Annotated in this window: 19 protein-coding genes; 7 read left to right on the top strand and 12 right to left on the bottom strand. The window is 64.4% G+C overall.

Annotation, left to right across the window (positions count from 1 at the left end):
- Positions 1 to 15 precede the first annotated feature (15 nt).
- On the bottom strand, positions 16 to 921 hold the full coding sequence (locus HCR84_RS00480) for a sigma-70 family RNA polymerase sigma factor (protein ID WP_166983022.1): 906 nt from the start codon (positions 919 to 921) through the stop codon (positions 16 to 18).
- 111 nt (positions 922 to 1,032) lie between these two features.
- On the opposite strand from HCR84_RS00480, the gene HCR84_RS00485 reads away from it, so the two are divergent.
- Entirely contained in the window at positions 1,033 to 2,352 is a 1,320-nt protein-coding gene (locus HCR84_RS00485) for an FAD-binding oxidoreductase (RefSeq protein WP_166983021.1), read from the top strand.
- Between the two features lie 44 nt (positions 2,353 to 2,396).
- Here HCR84_RS00485 and msrA read toward each other — a convergent pair whose 3' ends face one another.
- On the bottom strand, positions 2,397 to 2,951 hold the full coding sequence (gene msrA, locus HCR84_RS00490) for a peptide-methionine (S)-S-oxide reductase MsrA (protein WP_166983020.1): 555 nt from the start codon (positions 2,949 to 2,951) through the stop codon (positions 2,397 to 2,399).
- Positions 2,952 to 3,196: 245 nt separating this feature from the next.
- Between msrA and HCR84_RS00495 the strand changes: the two genes are divergently transcribed.
- The 3 genes from HCR84_RS00495 (at position 3,197) to HCR84_RS00505 (ending at position 5,438) form a co-directional block, all read left to right on the top strand.
- The gene (locus HCR84_RS00495) at positions 3,197 to 4,342 is read left to right on the top strand and encodes an NAD(P)-binding domain-containing protein (protein WP_166983019.1); all 1,146 of its coding nucleotides are present in this window, start codon (positions 3,197 to 3,199) and stop codon (positions 4,340 to 4,342) included.
- 127 nt (positions 4,343 to 4,469) lie between these two features.
- Positions 4,470 to 4,676 (top strand): hypothetical protein, encoded by a 207-nt coding sequence (locus HCR84_RS00500; RefSeq protein WP_166983018.1) that lies wholly within the window; start codon positions 4,470 to 4,472, stop codon positions 4,674 to 4,676.
- Positions 4,677 to 4,694: 18 nt separating this feature from the next.
- Positions 4,695 to 5,438 (top strand): Fic/DOC family protein, encoded by a 744-nt coding sequence (locus HCR84_RS00505; RefSeq protein ID WP_166983017.1) that lies wholly within the window; start codon positions 4,695 to 4,697, stop codon positions 5,436 to 5,438.
- Positions 5,439 to 5,483: 45 nt separating this feature from the next.
- On the opposite strand, the gene HCR84_RS00510 is transcribed toward HCR84_RS00505, so the two are convergent.
- The 7 genes from HCR84_RS00510 to HCR84_RS00540 form a co-directional block, all read right to left on the bottom strand.
- Complete coding sequence (locus tag HCR84_RS00510) at positions 5,484 to 6,260, bottom strand: amidohydrolase family protein (RefSeq protein WP_166983016.1); 777 nt, start codon at positions 6,258 to 6,260, stop codon at positions 5,484 to 5,486.
- 44 nt (positions 6,261 to 6,304) lie between these two features.
- On the bottom strand, positions 6,305 to 6,931 hold the full coding sequence (locus HCR84_RS00515; protein WP_244972534.1) for a TetR/AcrR family transcriptional regulator: 627 nt from the start codon (positions 6,929 to 6,931) through the stop codon (positions 6,305 to 6,307).
- On the bottom strand, positions 6,928 to 7,686 hold the full coding sequence (locus HCR84_RS00520) for a tyrosine-protein phosphatase (RefSeq protein ID WP_166983015.1): 759 nt from the start codon (positions 7,684 to 7,686) through the stop codon (positions 6,928 to 6,930). The genes HCR84_RS00515 and HCR84_RS00520 overlap by 4 nt, the downstream gene beginning before the upstream one ends.
- Positions 7,683 to 8,528, bottom strand: a complete 846-nt coding sequence (phnE, locus tag HCR84_RS00525; RefSeq protein ID WP_244972535.1) for a phosphonate ABC transporter, permease protein PhnE — start codon at positions 8,526 to 8,528, stop codon at positions 7,683 to 7,685. Before phnE ends, HCR84_RS00520 begins: the two co-directional genes overlap by 4 nt.
- Positions 8,506 to 9,333: a phosphonate ABC transporter ATP-binding protein gene (locus HCR84_RS00530; protein WP_218043599.1), complete on the bottom strand. Its 828-nt coding sequence runs from the start codon at positions 9,331 to 9,333 to the stop codon at positions 8,506 to 8,508. The genes phnE and HCR84_RS00530 overlap by 23 nt, the downstream gene beginning before the upstream one ends.
- On the bottom strand, positions 9,330 to 10,226 hold the full coding sequence (gene phnD / locus HCR84_RS00535) for a phosphate/phosphite/phosphonate ABC transporter substrate-binding protein (protein WP_166983014.1): 897 nt from the start codon (positions 10,224 to 10,226) through the stop codon (positions 9,330 to 9,332). The genes HCR84_RS00530 and phnD overlap by 4 nt, the downstream gene beginning before the upstream one ends.
- A 221-nt stretch (positions 10,227 to 10,447) precedes the next feature.
- Positions 10,448 to 11,044 carry an MBL fold metallo-hydrolase gene (locus HCR84_RS00540; protein ID WP_166983274.1) on the bottom strand — a complete coding sequence of 199 codons (597 nt, stop codon included), beginning with the start codon at positions 11,042 to 11,044 and terminating at the stop codon, positions 10,448 to 10,450.
- Between the two features lie 189 nt (positions 11,045 to 11,233).
- On the opposite strand from HCR84_RS00540, the gene HCR84_RS00545 reads away from it, so the two are divergent.
- The 3 genes from HCR84_RS00545 (at position 11,234) to HCR84_RS00555 (ending at position 13,866) form a co-directional block, all read left to right on the top strand.
- Complete coding sequence (locus HCR84_RS00545) at positions 11,234 to 12,439, top strand: glycosyltransferase (protein WP_166983013.1); 1,206 nt, start codon at positions 11,234 to 11,236, stop codon at positions 12,437 to 12,439.
- A gap of 102 nt (positions 12,440 to 12,541) precedes the next feature.
- Positions 12,542 to 13,249 (top strand): MgtC/SapB family protein, encoded by a 708-nt coding sequence (locus HCR84_RS00550; protein WP_166983012.1) that lies wholly within the window; start codon positions 12,542 to 12,544, stop codon positions 13,247 to 13,249.
- Positions 13,250 to 13,296: 47 nt separating this feature from the next.
- Positions 13,297 to 13,866: an LOG family protein gene (locus HCR84_RS00555; RefSeq protein WP_166983011.1), complete on the top strand. Its 570-nt coding sequence runs from the start codon at positions 13,297 to 13,299 to the stop codon at positions 13,864 to 13,866.
- Between the two features lie 7 nt (positions 13,867 to 13,873).
- Here HCR84_RS00555 and HCR84_RS00560 read toward each other — a convergent pair whose 3' ends face one another.
- From HCR84_RS00560 to HCR84_RS00570, 3 genes are all read right to left on the bottom strand, one after another.
- Entirely contained in the window at positions 13,874 to 14,272 is a 399-nt protein-coding gene (locus HCR84_RS00560; protein WP_166983010.1) for a type II toxin-antitoxin system VapC family toxin, read from the bottom strand.
- Positions 14,269 to 14,532 (bottom strand): hypothetical protein, encoded by a 264-nt coding sequence (locus tag HCR84_RS00565; protein ID WP_166983009.1) that lies wholly within the window; start codon positions 14,530 to 14,532, stop codon positions 14,269 to 14,271. The genes HCR84_RS00560 and HCR84_RS00565 overlap by 4 nt, the downstream gene beginning before the upstream one ends.
- Before the next feature lie 129 nt (positions 14,533 to 14,661).
- Entirely contained in the window at positions 14,662 to 15,216 is a 555-nt protein-coding gene (locus HCR84_RS00570) for a DUF488 domain-containing protein (protein ID WP_244972536.1), read from the bottom strand.
- Between the last annotated feature and the right edge of the window lie 2 nt (positions 15,217 to 15,218).

Genomic DNA, 15,218 nt, shown 5'->3' on the forward strand with positions numbered 1-15,218 from the left:
GGGAAAGTCGCTCTTCTAGAGCACAGTGTCGAGCACGGCCAGCTGCGCGGTGTCTGCGAAAACATCGAGTTGCGCGATGCGGTCGGACTCGAACGTAACCAGGTAGACGGCGTGCGCTGCGCCACCTGAGACGTAGGCGGCTGCGGGCACTCCGTTGCAGAGCACCAGACGCGTCAATTCGGCGCGGCCGGCGAAGACCCGCGCGACCGCGTCGGCGCCGCGGATGCCGCTGGCGAGCAGTGGTGCCCCGTGGTCGGCTCCTTCGGCGGCAAGGTGAACCGCGGCGGTGTCGCTGCGCAACTCAATCTCGGGGTCGAGCAGTTGCAGAAGCTTTCCGAAGTCTCCATTGCGTGCCGCGTCGAGAAACGCGACAATCGCGGCTTCGTGACGCTCGCGGACCGCCCCGACGTCAACCGTGCGAAGACGGGATCTGGCGCGGGAGGCAAGTTTTCGGGCGGCAGCTGGCGTGCGCTCGACAATCGGCGCAATGTCGTCGAACGAGAGTGCAAAGACGTCGTGGAGCACGAGAGCGAGTCGCTCCAAGGGGCCGAGCCCGTCGAGCACAACTTGCAGCGCCAGCGCCAGGTCGTCGGAGAGCATCGCGATCTCTGACGGATCATCGTCTTTGTCTGCAACGGCGGGCTCCGTGCTCGCGTCGCGACCCAGCTCTTCGCGCCTGCTGACTTGGTGGCGGATCATGTCGATGCAGACTCGAGAGATGACGGCGGTGAGCCAGGCTTCGAGATTGTCGATCGCCGCGATGTCGGTGCGCTGCAGACGAATCCACACCTCCTGCACAGCGTCGTCAGCGCTCCACGCGGAGCCCAACGTGCGGTGCGCGATCGCAAAGAGCTTGGGTCTGAAGGTCGTGAATTGGCTGACCACGTCGTTACGCGTCTGCGCAGGGGATCCGGGTGCCATCTCTCTCCTTTGCGCCAGCTCGTCACGTTTTGCCCTTCTCGCCCGACTCATATGTAAAGGCGACAGTTCTCGTTCGCCTTTTATCCGGTATCGAAAACGTAAGGATTCCTCATGACCATTGTCTCTCAAACGATCCTCAGCCAGCTTCGCGTCGCAATGCGTGGACACGTCTGGCTTCCCGACGATGCCGGTTTCGACACGGCGCGTCGACCGTGGAACCTCGCGGTAGAGCAGATGCCCTGTGCCGTTGTGGACGCAGCAGACGCTAACGACATCGCGCAGCTTCTGCGCTTCGCCTCCGCCAACGGGATCTCCGTCGCGACGCAGCCCAGCGGTCACGGTGCGACGGGGCGAGCGGACGGAGCCATTCTGCTGCGGACGGCGCGCCTCGACTCCATCGATGTTGACCTGGCCTCGATGACTGCCCGCATCGGTGCCGGGGTTCGCTCAGGCGATCTGCAGCGAGCGACAGCGGCACGCGGTCTGACCGCGCTGCCGGGGAGTTCCCCCGTCGTCTCGGTGACAGGCGCGGCACTCGGGGGCGGGTTGAGCTGGTTCAGTCGCGCATTCGGATGGATTGCCGACAGCATCCATGCCGCCGACATCGTGCTGGCCGATGGAACACAGCGGCACGTCACGGTGACCGACGCGGACACGGAACTCCTGTGGGCGCTGAGGGGCGGGGGCGGAGAACTCGCCATCGTCACGGCCCTCGAGCTGCGGCTGCGTCCCGCCCCCTCGGTGTTCGGAGGGCGTCAGCTGTGGTCAGCGGCCCACGCACGCTCGGTCGCGGAAGCCTATCGGTCAATGACCGAGACCGCTCCGCGAGAGCTGACGCTGTGGCTCGAACTGCTCCACTTTCCCGGTGCCGACCCGATGATCGCGATTGATTCCACCTTCCTCGGCACCGAAGGAGCCGCCCGCGACCTCATGCACGAGACCAAAAATCTGCACGCACCGCTCACGGACACGCGCGCAGTGATGAGCGTGGCAGACCTCGGGCAGATCACCGCGGAACCCGCGGAGCCTGGCCCGGGGCAGTCCCGCGGCGAGCTCCTCACCCATCTTGACGACGCCGCTCTCGATGCGCTCCTCCAGCCGATCGCGCCGCTCATGACGGCCCAGGTTCGCCATCTCGGAGGCGCGCTCGCACAGCCGAGTGAGAGTCCGCACGGAGCCCTCAGCGAGCCGTACGCTCTCTACATGTTCGGGGTTCCGAACTCCACCGCGGGTTCAGAAGCCATCAGTAACAAGCAGCGTGAGCTCGCTGCCGCACTTCCCACAAGCGGCCGCAAGCCGATCACGTTCCTCAACCCAGCAGAACGGCTCTCTGATGCACTGCCCTCCGAGTCTCTGGAGCGTCTTCGCGAACTCAAGGCAACCCGCGACCCACACGGGGTCATTCAGGGCAACTTTCCCTTACACGGCTGAACGAGGGGCGAAGGTGGCACCTCCCGTTCATGACCGAGCGCCGACTAGCGTGCGGCGGGCTCGCGGCGCGGAAGCACCCAGCCTTCGCGTGGGAAGTGGCAGGTGTAGCCGTTGGGGTACTTCTCGAGGTAGTCCTGGTGCTCAGGCTCGGCCTCCCAGAACGCTCCGAGAGGCTCGATCGTCGTCACGGCCTTTCCTGGCCAGAGACCGGAGGCGTCGACATCCGCGATCGTTTCGCGAGCGACTGACTCTTGTTTGGGCGTGACGGGGAAGATCGCCGATCGATAGCTCGTTCCCCGGTCGTTTCCCTGTTGGTTGAGCGTCGACGGGTCGTGGATCTGGAAGAAGAACGCGAGAATGTCGCGATACGTCGTCTGTGCCGGGTCGAAGACGATCTCCAGAGCCTCAGCGTGGCCGGGGTGGCTGCGATATGTCGCGTGGTCGTTCTCGCCACCCGTGTACCCGACGCGTGTACCGAGCACTCCCGGCTGACGGCGGACAAGGTCTTCCATTCCCCAGAAGCATCCGCCCGCCAGAATGGCCGTCTCGGCGCCGTCGCGGCGGGTGATCTCCCCGGAATCCTGCTTTCCGCTCGTCATGATGCGTGCTCCTTCTCTTGATGGCATCGGGCAACCCGACCACGTCTCGTCTTTACCGTAACCCCATGACCCACAGGAGCGGGCTGGATAACGGTCTCGCCGCCGGGCTCTACAGGGTTCAACACCGGAGCACACCGTTTTGATTCCAGCCACGCGCGCCCGCGACAGCATCCTGGATCGACCCTCGGCTTGCAAGGCGTGGGTGGGGAGGGAAGATCGCGCCGCACCAGGGCGTTGCACCAAGCATGGCCACCACTTTGCGCACCGCGACTGTCGTCGTGATCGGTGCCGGGCAGGCGGGACTCTCGGCCGCCTTTCACCTGCAGCGTCTCGGGTATGACAGCGCCCTCGACGACGATGCCGAAGACCCAACGTTCGTCGTGCTCGACGCTAACCCGGCGCCGGGCGGGGCATGGCAGCATCGTTGGGAATCTCTCACGATGAACACCGTGAACGGCATCTTCGACCTGCCGGGCATGGAGAAGCCACCCATCGACGACTCCGAACCGAGCAGGATGGCCGTGCCGCACTATTTCGCCGACTACGAGAGCACGTTCGACCTGCCGATCATGAGACCCGTGCGCGTGATGTCTGTTGAACGGGCGGATGCTTCGCCCGACGGCGATCTCGTCGTCGAGACGAGCGACGGCCCGTGGCGCACACGGGCGATCATCAATGCCACCGGCACGTGGGATAACCCGCGCCGTCCCGCTTTCCCGGGAGCCGAGACGTTTCAGGGCCGCCAGCTGCACACGCGTGACTACGTCTCGCTCAATGAGTTCGCGGACCAGCGCGTGGCGGTCGTCGGCGGAGGAATCTCGGCGATTCAGCACATCGAAGAGATCTCGCGCGTCGCAACGACCCTCTGGTACACCCGACGCGAACCGGTCTGGCTCGACGGGTCATTCAGACCGGAGACCGAGGGGCGTGCGACGATTTCTGCGGTGAAAGCCGACGTCGAGGCTGGCCGCCCGTCGGGCAGCATCGTGTCGTACACGGGACTGCCCTGGACGTCGTACGCGCTCGACGCGAAGGCGCGCGGAGCGCTCGATCGCCGACCGATGTTCACCGCACTTGAACCGCACGGCGTTCGCGAGGCGGACGGCTCCCTCACGACGGTCGACACCATTCTCTGGGCGACGGGATTCGCGGCATCCCTCGCGCATCTGGACCCGCTGCGGCTTCGGCACGCACTCGGCGGCATCGTGACGCGCAACACGCGGGTCGTGGACGAACCACGTGTGCATCTCGTCGGCTTCGGCCCATCACAGTCGACACTCGGGGCCAACCGCGACGGCAGGCACGCGGCGACAGAGATCGATCGGATGCTGGGGCGCGACGGCCGCCCGGCACGCGCGCGTGATGGCGCAGCATCCGGAGCTGTTGCCTGAGCCGCGGCAATTGTCGTCCACAGGCCCACGCTGGCGAGCGGTTATCCACATGCGCGGGTTATGCCCCGTCGTAGTGGGCGGCCCGGCGTAGACTGCACACCAACGGCCGACTCCATGGAGGTGCGTGATGGCAACCAAGACTCCCGTTTCTGAAGGCTACGTGCAGCGCGTGCTCGCCGAGGTCGAGGCTGGGCAGCGCACTGCCGGTGAAGAGATGACGCCGGAAGGCCGTGAACTCGCTCGACGACAGCTATTGGGCGAGATCACGGTGGACGAAGCTATTGAGGTAATCGAGGCGCGTACACGTACTCGCCTCGAACAGCGCAAGGCGTAATTGCCAACGGGCGCTTCGATGGCTGATCGCTACACGTACCCTGACAGCGATGTCCTGGTCAACAAGTATGGGATCGCCAACCACGACGATTGGAAAGAAGCCGAAAGCGACTTCATCGGACTTCGACTGCACGAATTGCATGAGAACCCGATCCAGGGCGTCTTTGACTTGGAGCACCTGAAATCGATTCACGCACACTTGGCACAAGACCTTTACACGTGGGGCGGCGAGATTCGGGATACGGATACGCACCCCGGTGGCACAGGCATTGCGCACTGTCGGCCGCCGTTCATCGTTGCTGAAGCAGAGCGGGTCTTCGGAACCCTGGCCGACGAGGAGTACCTGCGTGGGCTCGATGCCGATACGTTTTCTGACCGTTTGGCGTGGGTGTGGGGCGAAGTGACCTCGATTCATCCGTTTCGAGACATCAATACTCGCAGCCAGCACGTGTTCTTCAACCAGCTCGCGCGTGAGGCCGGCTGGGTGATCGACTGGGCGCAGATTCCTGGCGAGCTGATGGCCCATGCGCGAACTCTCGCGATCATCGAGGACCACACGGGCATCGACGCGCTCATTCGCCCGAACCTTCTGACGGTGGCCGAGGCGCAGCATCGAGACAGCGTTGCTGTGTCCGCGGGGACGCACGCAGGCCGAGCGTTAGCGCGCATGACTCGGCGGGACCCCGAGGCCCTTGATCGCGAGCTTGATGCGGTGCGCGAACGGCGCAACGGCTTGCGTCCCGGAGAATCATCGCCCACGTGATGGATCGCGGATGGTGATCGCGCGGATCGGTGGCGGAGTTTCGGTCTATGACGCGTCGGTTACGCGATAAAGGCGGCGTGCGTTCTCGGTAAGCACTGCGCGGGCGCGGTCATCACCCACCGCCGCGCGCACGCGGTCGAGATCGGAATCCGCGAAAGGCACCCTCGCGCGGGTTGATGGCAGATCGCTGCCGAAGATGAGCGCATGCGGGTTCGCCCTGTCGATCGTCGCCATGAGGGCATCCGGATCGCTCACCGACATGCGGCCGAATCCCGTCGCCTTCACGACAAGACCGGCTTCGACCAGCGAGAGCAGCGTGCCCGTCGTGTCGTCGCTCATGCCAAGGTGGTCGACGGACGCCTGCGGGAGCCGGCGGAGCGTGCTTTCAAGCTCGGGAAGATCGGCGGCATCCACGTAGAGTTCGCTGTGCCACCCGGCCACATCGTGCACTCGGCGTGCGAACTGCTCCATGTCTGACAGGTCGATCGTCGCGCCACGGTAGAGGTTGAAGCGCACGGCGCGGACGCCAGCGGCATCCAGTCTGGTGATCTCGTCGTCAGTGACGTCGGTGGTCAGCTGCGTGACGCCGACGAAGCCGGCGCCAAGGCGCTCAAGTGCGGCCGTGAGGTAACTCTGGTCGGTGCCCTGGAACGAACCACTCACGACAGTGCCACCCGTGATGCGGAGGCGACGGGTTCGCTGCAGGTAGTCGTCTGCCGTGAAGGCGTCGGGCAGGTACCCGTTGTTGGGAATGAGCGGAAACGCGGGGTCGACGATGTGGAAGTGTGCGTCGAAGACTGCGGCGTCGTCAGGTAATCGCATATTGGAACTTTACGTACAGATGCACCGATGTGAAGGCGCACACGTTACACGGCGAGCATTCCACGCCAGATCAGATCGAACGCCGCTGCGATTCGCGTGCGCGATGCGTCGTCGGTCATGCGATCGCCACGAACGACAAGTTGGTAGTACACGGTGCCAGCAATCGCGTCAAAGCAGGCCTCAACGTTGAGGTCTCTGCGAAGGATGCCGCTGTCAATTCCCGCGTGAAGAGCCTGCTCCATCGGAACGCGACGGCGAGCGACGTGCGAGTGCCAGTACGCCTTCTGGAGCTCGCGGTCCGCCATGACGAGCCGGATCCGTTGGCGGAACCGTTCCTCAGAATAGCCAAACTCGGTGACAGACGACGAGTCGCCGAGGAGCATGCCCAGAATCGCCTGGCGCAGATCGCCGTTCGAAGAAATCGGCGACGGCACGGTGCGACCGACATCGAGCGCGTCAGTGATGAGCGTGGTCAGCGACGGCCACCGGCGATAGAGCGCGGCGCGACTGACGCCGCTGCGAGAGACGACGCGCGACACGGTCACCTCCTCTTCGGCGTCGATGATGTCGAGCGTTGCGCTGATGATCTGGTCATCAAGGCCGTCGTCGCGCGGACGGCCGGGGCCGCGGCGCACCGCGGCCCCGGCATCCGGTCTCAGTATTGCGGTCACGCGACTCGCGCCCGCTCTCGCAGCCGCGCGATTGTGTCATCGCTCAAACCCGCAGTCCGAAGCGGCGCGAGTGCGTCGCCGTGGCGCTCACGAAGCTGGGCCAGAAGGATGCGCGCAGAGACGTGCATCTGCCCGTCGAGCAAGGCACGCGTATCGTCGAGACTGCGCTCGCTGCCGAGCGCCTCCCACATCGCCCCCATGACAGGGCGGCTTCGGGTGAAGATCGCCTCCATATTTTCACCTGTGCGCGCGTAGTCTGCGACGATCTCGTCGTCGTCGGCGCCGAGCGTGAGCAGAAGCATCGCAGCAAGCACGCCCGTGCGGTCTCGACCCGCGGCGCAATGGAACGCCGTCGCGCCTCGCGTGTGGGCGATGACGTTGAGCGCGGTCACGAGCTGAGGTGCCGCGCTTTCCACCATGGACACGTACATCGCACCCATGGACTCGTGCGTGAACGACGGTGCGCCCTCAGACATCGTTTCGGACACGTCGGCGATGAGCGGAAGGTGATGATACGTCACGGGGCGCGAGGCGAGAGGTCCGCGCCCTGTGGTGGCAACCTCGAGGGGAGATCGAAGGTCGATAAGTGCGGTCAAGCCGTCGGCGACGAGCTTGTCGGCGACCTCCTCGGTGACGTATGCGAGGTCATCGGTGCGAATGGCCAGCCCTTGCCGGAGCGTTCCGCCCTCGATGGGGATGCCCCCGAGATCGCGCAGATTGACCGGTGCACTGAGTTCAATGTCGATGAGTGTCATGTGAGTCTCTTTCTGATGAGGGCGCTGCCCTGATCGATTGCCGTGACAAGCACGATGATGCAGATGATGATGGCGCTGAGATGCCCATAGTCGTACATGCGCATCGCCGTGGTGAGTTCGAGCCCGATGCCCCCGGCTCCCACCAGCCCGAGGATCGTGGCGCCACGTACGTTGCCCTCGAAGAGCAGCAGCGTGTACGAGACGAGAAGCGGGGCAGCCTGCGGAAGCACCCCATAGACGATGACCTGTCGTTTTGACGCGCCAACCGCCTGCATCGCGGTGGTTGGTCCGACGTCGACCGATTCCATGGCCTCGGCGAAGATTTTTCCGATCGAGCCGATGGAGCCAAGCGTCATAGCGAGGATGCCGGCGAATGGCCCGAGCCCCACAGCGGAGACGAACATGAGAGCAAACACTAGGTCGGGAACCGAACGAATGACGTTCATCACCCAGCGCGAGGGATAGTAGAGCCAGCGAGGAGCAATGGTTGATGCCGCGGCGAAGGCCATGAGCAGCGACAGAACAACTCCGAGAACTGTTCCGACAATTGCCATCTGAAACGTCTCGATGAGCAGCTCCACGATGATGCCGAACTTTGAGAAGTCCGGTGGAAACAGCCGAGAGAGGAACTCGCCCATGTTCACGGTGCCCTCGCCGAGCTTTGCGAAGTTGAACTCGGCCCCATCGAATGACCACACAAGTACAAGCAGTGCAATCGGGATGCCGACGAGGAAGCGAGCACGGGGAATCGAGAACGCCCGCTCGAGCCGCGTGCGGTCGCCATCCGTAAGCCCACTTGCGGTGCCGCGGGAACGCGACTCACGCGTTGTGGTTGTCATCATCCGCTCCGTCCTCCTCATACAGCACCGAGAGTTGCTCGGCGTCGAGGTCGGCCGTGCGACCCGAGATGAGAGTGTGACCGTGGCTCAGCCCGACGACGCGGTCGCTGTGGGCAAGGGCGAGCGGCAGCACGTGCAGGCTCACGAGAACCGGGATGCCGTCGTCGGCGGCGATCTCTCGCAGCAACTCGAGCACCGAGTGCGCGAGTTTCGGGTCGAGCGAGGCGACGGGTTCGTCGGCGAGAATCACGCGTGGGCGCTGCATGAGCGCACGCGCAATGGCTACGCGCTGCTGTTGCCCGCCCGACAGCGTGCGTGCGGCATCCTTCGCTTTGTGAGAGATGCCGACACGGTCGAGGAGGTGCATCGCACGCTGACGATCGGCGCTCGAGAAGGCCCCGACCAGGTTGAGCGAGCGAGCGTTGTGCAGGGCGCCGGTCAGCACGTTCGTCAGCACGCTGAGCCGCGGAATCAGGTTGAACTGCTGAAATACCTGCCCCACCTCTGACCGCAGAGCGCGCAGCTCGCCCCGACGAAGGTTTGTGACACCATGCCCGGCGACGCGCACTGAGCCTGACGCGATCGGAGCGAACCCGGTGAGGCTCTTCATGAGCGTGGATTTGCCCGAACCGGATGCCCCGAGGAGCGCGACTATCTCGCCGGGGAGCAGATCAAGATCGACTCCGCTGAGAACGGTCTGCTCGTCGTAGGCAACGCGCAGATCGCGCACCGTCACGAGCGGGAGGATCCTGCGCAGCTCGGCCGTCATGGTGTCAGAGGACGCCTCGGTCGATGTGGGAACTCTCATTTGAGATCCTCGAGCTTCACGCCGGCTACCGCGGCAATTTCGGTGAACGCGTCGAAGAGGCTCGGCTCGGGGGCGATGATGACATCCAGGCCGACGAACGAGCTGTAGGCACCGAGGGTTTCCTTGTTCTTTTCGGAGAAGACCTTCGGCAGCGCCTCCTCGAGCAGTGTGCGCGTTTCATCGTCGAGGGACTGACGTGCGAGCACCGTGCCCATGACATCCATCGACGGGCTTTCGCCCACACCGCGCCACTCGCCGTCGGCGAAGGGAAACATGGGGGCGCCCAACTCAGTGAGCATGATCGCCGTGCACGCGGCATCCACCTGACCTTGTTCGAGAGCCGCAAAGCTGCCCTCATGGCCACCGGCAAAGATCGCTTCGTAATCTGTGCCCTGCTCGAGCCCAGCCTGGTGGAGCATGTACACCGGCATGAAGTACCCAGAACTGGATGCCGGGTCGGCGAAGGCGACGGTCTTGCCTTTGAGGTCTTCGAGCTTCTGAATGGGTGAGCCGTCGAGCACGACGCAGGTCGAGACGGCTTCGTCGTTGCCCTCCCACGCAAGGAGCGCGTCGACCTCGCCTGTGTTCACGGCCAAGGCAGACGGGAAGCCGCTCATAATGCCGATATCGACGTGGTCGGCGCGTATCGCCTCGACCACACTGAGATAGTCGGGCACATCGGTAACTTCGACCTCTCGCCCGGTATCTTCTTCAAGCAGCTCGACGAGAGCGTCGACCGGGTTTTCTTGCGTGGGGTCGTCGGAGATGGGGAGGGTGGCGATGGTGATGGGTGCATCGGAGCTGGCGGCTCCAGCTTCAGACGCTGAACAGCCGGCGAGAGCGAGAGCGGAGATGCTGAGCACGCCCAGTGCGGGGAGGGTATAGCGGCGCATTGTGCCCTTTCGAGGTGGGAGGCACTCGCGAGGAATTGCGAGACCACCAGTATTCGAACTCCCGAAGGTTGCCAGGAATTACGAGACCGGTGTACATCGAATGGAACACCAGATGAACATTCGAGTGAGGACCTGGCGCTCTGCCGACCGGATGCGAGGGGTGAAAAGGCGAGCTACCGTCAGTACGTCGACGAGCGAGAGCAGTTGAAGAATGCGGGCGCTTACCAGCCGCGGGCGCGCCAGTCGGGGAGCGAAGGGCGTTCGGCACCAAGCGTCGTCGGGTCGCCATGGCCCGGGAACACCCGCGTGCTGTCGGGGAACCGCTCGAAGAGACGTGACGAGACATCGGTGAAGAGCTGATCGAACCGCACGGGATCGTCGCCCGTGTTTCCGACGCCACCGGGAAAGAGACTGTCCCCAGTGAACAGCAGTGTCGGCTTCCCAGACACTGCGAGTGCGACCGAGCCCGGCGTGTGGCCCCGAAGCGCGATGACCTCGAGCGTGATGCCATCGATGCTCACACGGTCGCCATGGTCGAGCAGCACGTCGGCTTCGACGCCGCGCTCGGCGGTGAGCTGCGCAGCATCCGCTCGCCCGATCGCCACGCGCGCGCCCGTCTGATTCGCGATCTCTGCCGTGGCACGTGTGTGATCCCAGTGGGCGTGCGTCGTCACGATGGTGACCAGGCGCGTCGCGCCTTCGGCATCCTGCTCGCCATCGTGGAACAGGGTAGAAATGGATGCTGTATCAGCCGCCGCATCGATGAGCACCTGTTCACCTGACTTCCGGGCCGTGACGAGATAGACGGCGTTGTTCATCGACGAGACGAAGGTGCGGCGCACGGTGAATTCTGGCCGATCGACGACGATCTCGGAGACCACGGCAACTCCATTCGAGCGAGGCTGGTCACTCCACTCTGCCACGAGACGGTGCCACGAGGAGCCATGGATGACTATCAGTAATGCGTAGCCACGTAGTTCTCGTGCGGGCGAACGTACAATGATGCGATGAAGGCGCTCCTCGTGACGACGGGCAGTCGCGGCGACGTCGAGCCGTTCGTGGCGCTGGCGCGCGGGCTTGCAGACGCTGGGCACCGCCCAACGCTCGCCGCTCCCGCACGGTTCCGTGCGCTCACCGAGGCGCATGGCATCGCGTTCATCGCGCTGGACGACAGCCTGTTCGAGCTGCAAGACGCACTGGCGCACAAGGGCACATTCGCGGCCGTGACGGGGGCCGCGCGGGCGAAATCGGCGTTGACGCTCTTTCTGAACGACGTCGCCGATCTCGCCGAAATTTCTACAGACGTCGTCGTCTACCACCCGAAGACGCTTGCCGCTCCTCTTGTCGCGGAGCGCCTTGGCGTTCCGTCGATCGCGGCGCAGCTGATCCCGCTCTACCAGCCCACGTCGGCGTTCCCCTCGCCGCTGCTGGGCATCCCCGTTCCGCGGGCGTTGAACCGCACGAGCTGGCGTCTGAGTTCAGCAATCGAGGCACCGTGGCGCGGCATGCTCCGCTCGCTGCACCGAGATCGACTGCGACTGTCGACGCCGCTCATCGGCATTGCCGACCGCATCGCGGCCGAAGGTGCCCTCAATCCCTGGAGTCCGCACCTGCTGCCGGCTCCCGACGACTGGCCCACGATCGCCGAGCCGCTCGGGTTCTGGCGGCTACCCGCCGTTTCGGAAGAGCCCTCGCCGGAGCTCGTCGAGTTTCTCAATGACGGCGAGCCGCCCGTGTATGTCGGTTTCGGCAGCATGGTCTCGAAGCATCCGGATGCTGTGGGTGAGGCCGTTCGCGATGCGTTGCGCCGCGTCGGACGCCGAGGGATCGTCGTGACCGGGGCTGGGGCAGTGGAGCTCGAAGGCGACGACAGCATCCTCGTTCTCGACCACGTTTCACATGACTGGCTGCTGCCCCGCACGGCCGTCGCTGTGCACCATGGCGGCGTGGGGACGGTCGGCGCGGCATTGTCGGCCGGTGTTCCGCAGGTGATCCGCCCGTTCCTCGGCGACCAGCGGTTCTGGGCGAGGCGCGTGTCCGAGATTGGCGCGGGCGTCAGGCTGCGGCAGCTCACGGCGGAGGCGCTTGCGGAGGCGATCGTCGCGGCGCAATCATGTGCGCCTCGAGCGCGGGCGCTCGCCGACAGCATCCGGGCAAGCGATGACGGTGTGACGAAGGCAGTGTGTCGAATCGAGACTCTGGTCGCCGCCTAGCCTCACCGTTGGGGCGCGTGAGATGCCATGCTGCCGTGACGTCACAGTGTCGCGTTGGCGCTCGCAGTGAAAGAATGGTCGTGGCGAGCGGGAGGAGCAGTGATGATCGAAATCACCTGGCTGCCCGACACGCTTCTCACCGAGCTGATCCTGCTGTGCATCGCGTTCGCGCTTTCGGCGATTGTCGGGTTCGAACGCCAGCGTCAGCTGAAATCGGCCGGCATGCGCACGCATGCCGTCGTTGGGCTCGGTGCTGCGCTTTTCACGCTGGTCTCGGCGTATGGCTTCCAGAACGTGCTCGGGGCCGATATCGTGCTCGACCCGTCGCGCATCGCAGCGCAGATCGTCTCGGGGATCGGCTTTCTCGGTGCCGGTGTCATCTTCGTGCGTCAGAACATCGTCAACGGGCTCACCACTGCCGCGTCCATCTGGGTGACCGCCGCCATCGGCATGGCCTGCGGTGCCGGGATGCCCGTCGTTGCCGCAGCGACAACGGTGCTGTACCTGATCGCGGTCATGGCGCTGAGCGCCATCTCACTGCGCATCCCGTCTGCGGATCGCAGCGTGAGGTTTTCTGTGACCTATCGCAATCACAAGGGTGCGCTGCGGCGAATTCTCGCGTGTGCGACGGAACTCGGGTACCAGACCGCTCTCACCAGCACTCGGAAGGTCGAAGAGACTGATACCGACATGATCGAGGTGAGCATGCGCTTCACGCGGCCTAAGGCCGGACCGACTGACGACCTAGTCGAGGCGCTGTCCGAAGTTGAGGACGTGCTGTCCGTCTCACCGCCAGACAATGATGACTGAAGCGAGCGAGGAACTTCTGTGACCGATGATCGAGAGCGGAGGTCGCGATGCTGAATCGAGTCACCGTCTTCACCGGGTCTGCCGCCGGACATGACCCTCTGTACGCGACAGCGGTGACGGAGTTCGCACACGCCCTCGCCGATGCGGGGATCGGTGCCGTGTACGGTGGCGGACACGTGGGGCTGATGGGTGCTTTCGCCGACGCGCTCGTGGAGCGTGGCGGCGAGGTGCGCGGCGTTATGCCGCAGGCGCTCGTCGATCGTGAGATTGCGCACACGAGGCTCACACACCTTGAGGTCGTCGCGAACATGCATCAGCGCAAAGAGCGCATGGCTGAACTGGGTGACGGGTTCGTCGCCCTGCCGGGCGGCGCGGGCACCCTCGAGGAGCTCTTCGAAGCGTGGACGTGGCAGCAGCTCGGCATCCACGCGAAGCCTGTTGCGCTATTCGACGTCGATGGGTTTTGGCAGCCGCTTGTGCAGATGATCGCGTCGATGACCGAGAAGGGGTTCATCGCGTCGGCGTTCAGTGATGCCTTGATTGTCGAGGAGGACCCGCGGGCGCTGTTGAAGGCGATGATGGCGTGGTCGCCGCTCGCGCCGAAATGGGAGCGGTGACAAGCCGCTACGAGTTCGGTGCGTGAATTGCGACGCGCACTCCCAGCGCCGCGGCGGCGCTGGCGAGCCTCTGATCGAACGTCGCGAGACTCGAACCCGTTTCGATAGCAGCGTCGAGAACGCAGCAGTCAGGAAGCTTCAGCGATGCTTCCGCGCGCAGTGTGGCCAAGCGGGCTGCGCCGCCAGCGCCCGGTGCCCACTCTGAGATTCCGAGGCCGTCAAGTGCCCGGAGCGCGACGGTCTCGCGGCGGGCGCGTATGGGACCAACGAGAATTTCGGCGAGCGTCAGTGAGTGTGCGAGATAGCCGTCGCTGAACGTGGAGCGAAAAAAGAATTCGGCCCGATCGTGGTGGTCGTCCTCACGTGAAAGAATCGCGAAAACGACGCTTGCGTCGAGAACAATCATTCAGGCCAGTCCTGGCGAAGGCTCTGGAGGTGATCGCGTTCGTACGCGACATCGAGAAGCCCAGACGCGAAGTCAATCGCTTCGTGACGGCGCTCGAGTTGGGAGTCAGTCTCGTCGGCAATGGCCGCTGCTCCTGTTGCGAAGAGCCGAGTCACCAGTTCGCTTCGCGTTGCCTCGGGCCAGCGCTCCTGGGCAATCTCCAATGCCCGCCTGACATCGTCAGTCTGGGTCACCTGGAATCGAGGCAACATGGTGGGCATAGTGTTCAGTGTACCACTCGGCAGTTCGGTGGTACACCGACCCGTTAAGTCACGTTCATGCCCGAACCTAGTGGATTACTCCACCTGTCAATGCTCGATTACTCCAGTGATACCTGGTTATTCTCGGGTTCAGTTGCCCGTCGGTGGATACGTGACTGAATCATCCGGATGGGTGACGGCTCCGGACGTCAGACTGGCGGCATCCGCTTTCGCCGCACTCATGATGTGACGCACGTCCTCGCCGTGGGTCAGCAGGTGGTCCGCGATAATCCTCCGGTGGCACCGCCACCACACTGCCTCGGAGCACATGATCGCCACCGGTGCCGCTTCCTGCTCCTGTCGTAACCGGTCAAGACCGTGTCGAAAGCTCTCGCTCAGCGCGTAGTCAGCGTAGTTGTGGAAGCTGCGGTTCTTCCAGAATGCGTTCACCCCGAACGCGACCTCTTTCGAGACCGGTCGACGACCTGCGAGTTCCTCGATGCGCTGGTAGCCGACGCCGACGGCGGACAATGAGGCGGCGAGGGCATCATCGTTGAACTGAGGGTGGGCGCGCGAGCCCGGGAGCTTGCGCACGTCGACGATCCGCTCGACGCCGTGCTCTCGCAGCATCCCAATGAATTCGTCGATCGAGCGGTCAGAGTGCCCGATCGTGAAAATCGGCGGGCGGGTTGCTGATTCAGGCACGG

This window comes from Paramicrobacterium fandaimingii (assembly GCF_011751745.2).
In the GTDB taxonomy this organism is placed as follows: Bacteria; Actinomycetota; Actinomycetes; order Actinomycetales; family Microbacteriaceae; genus Paramicrobacterium; species Paramicrobacterium fandaimingii.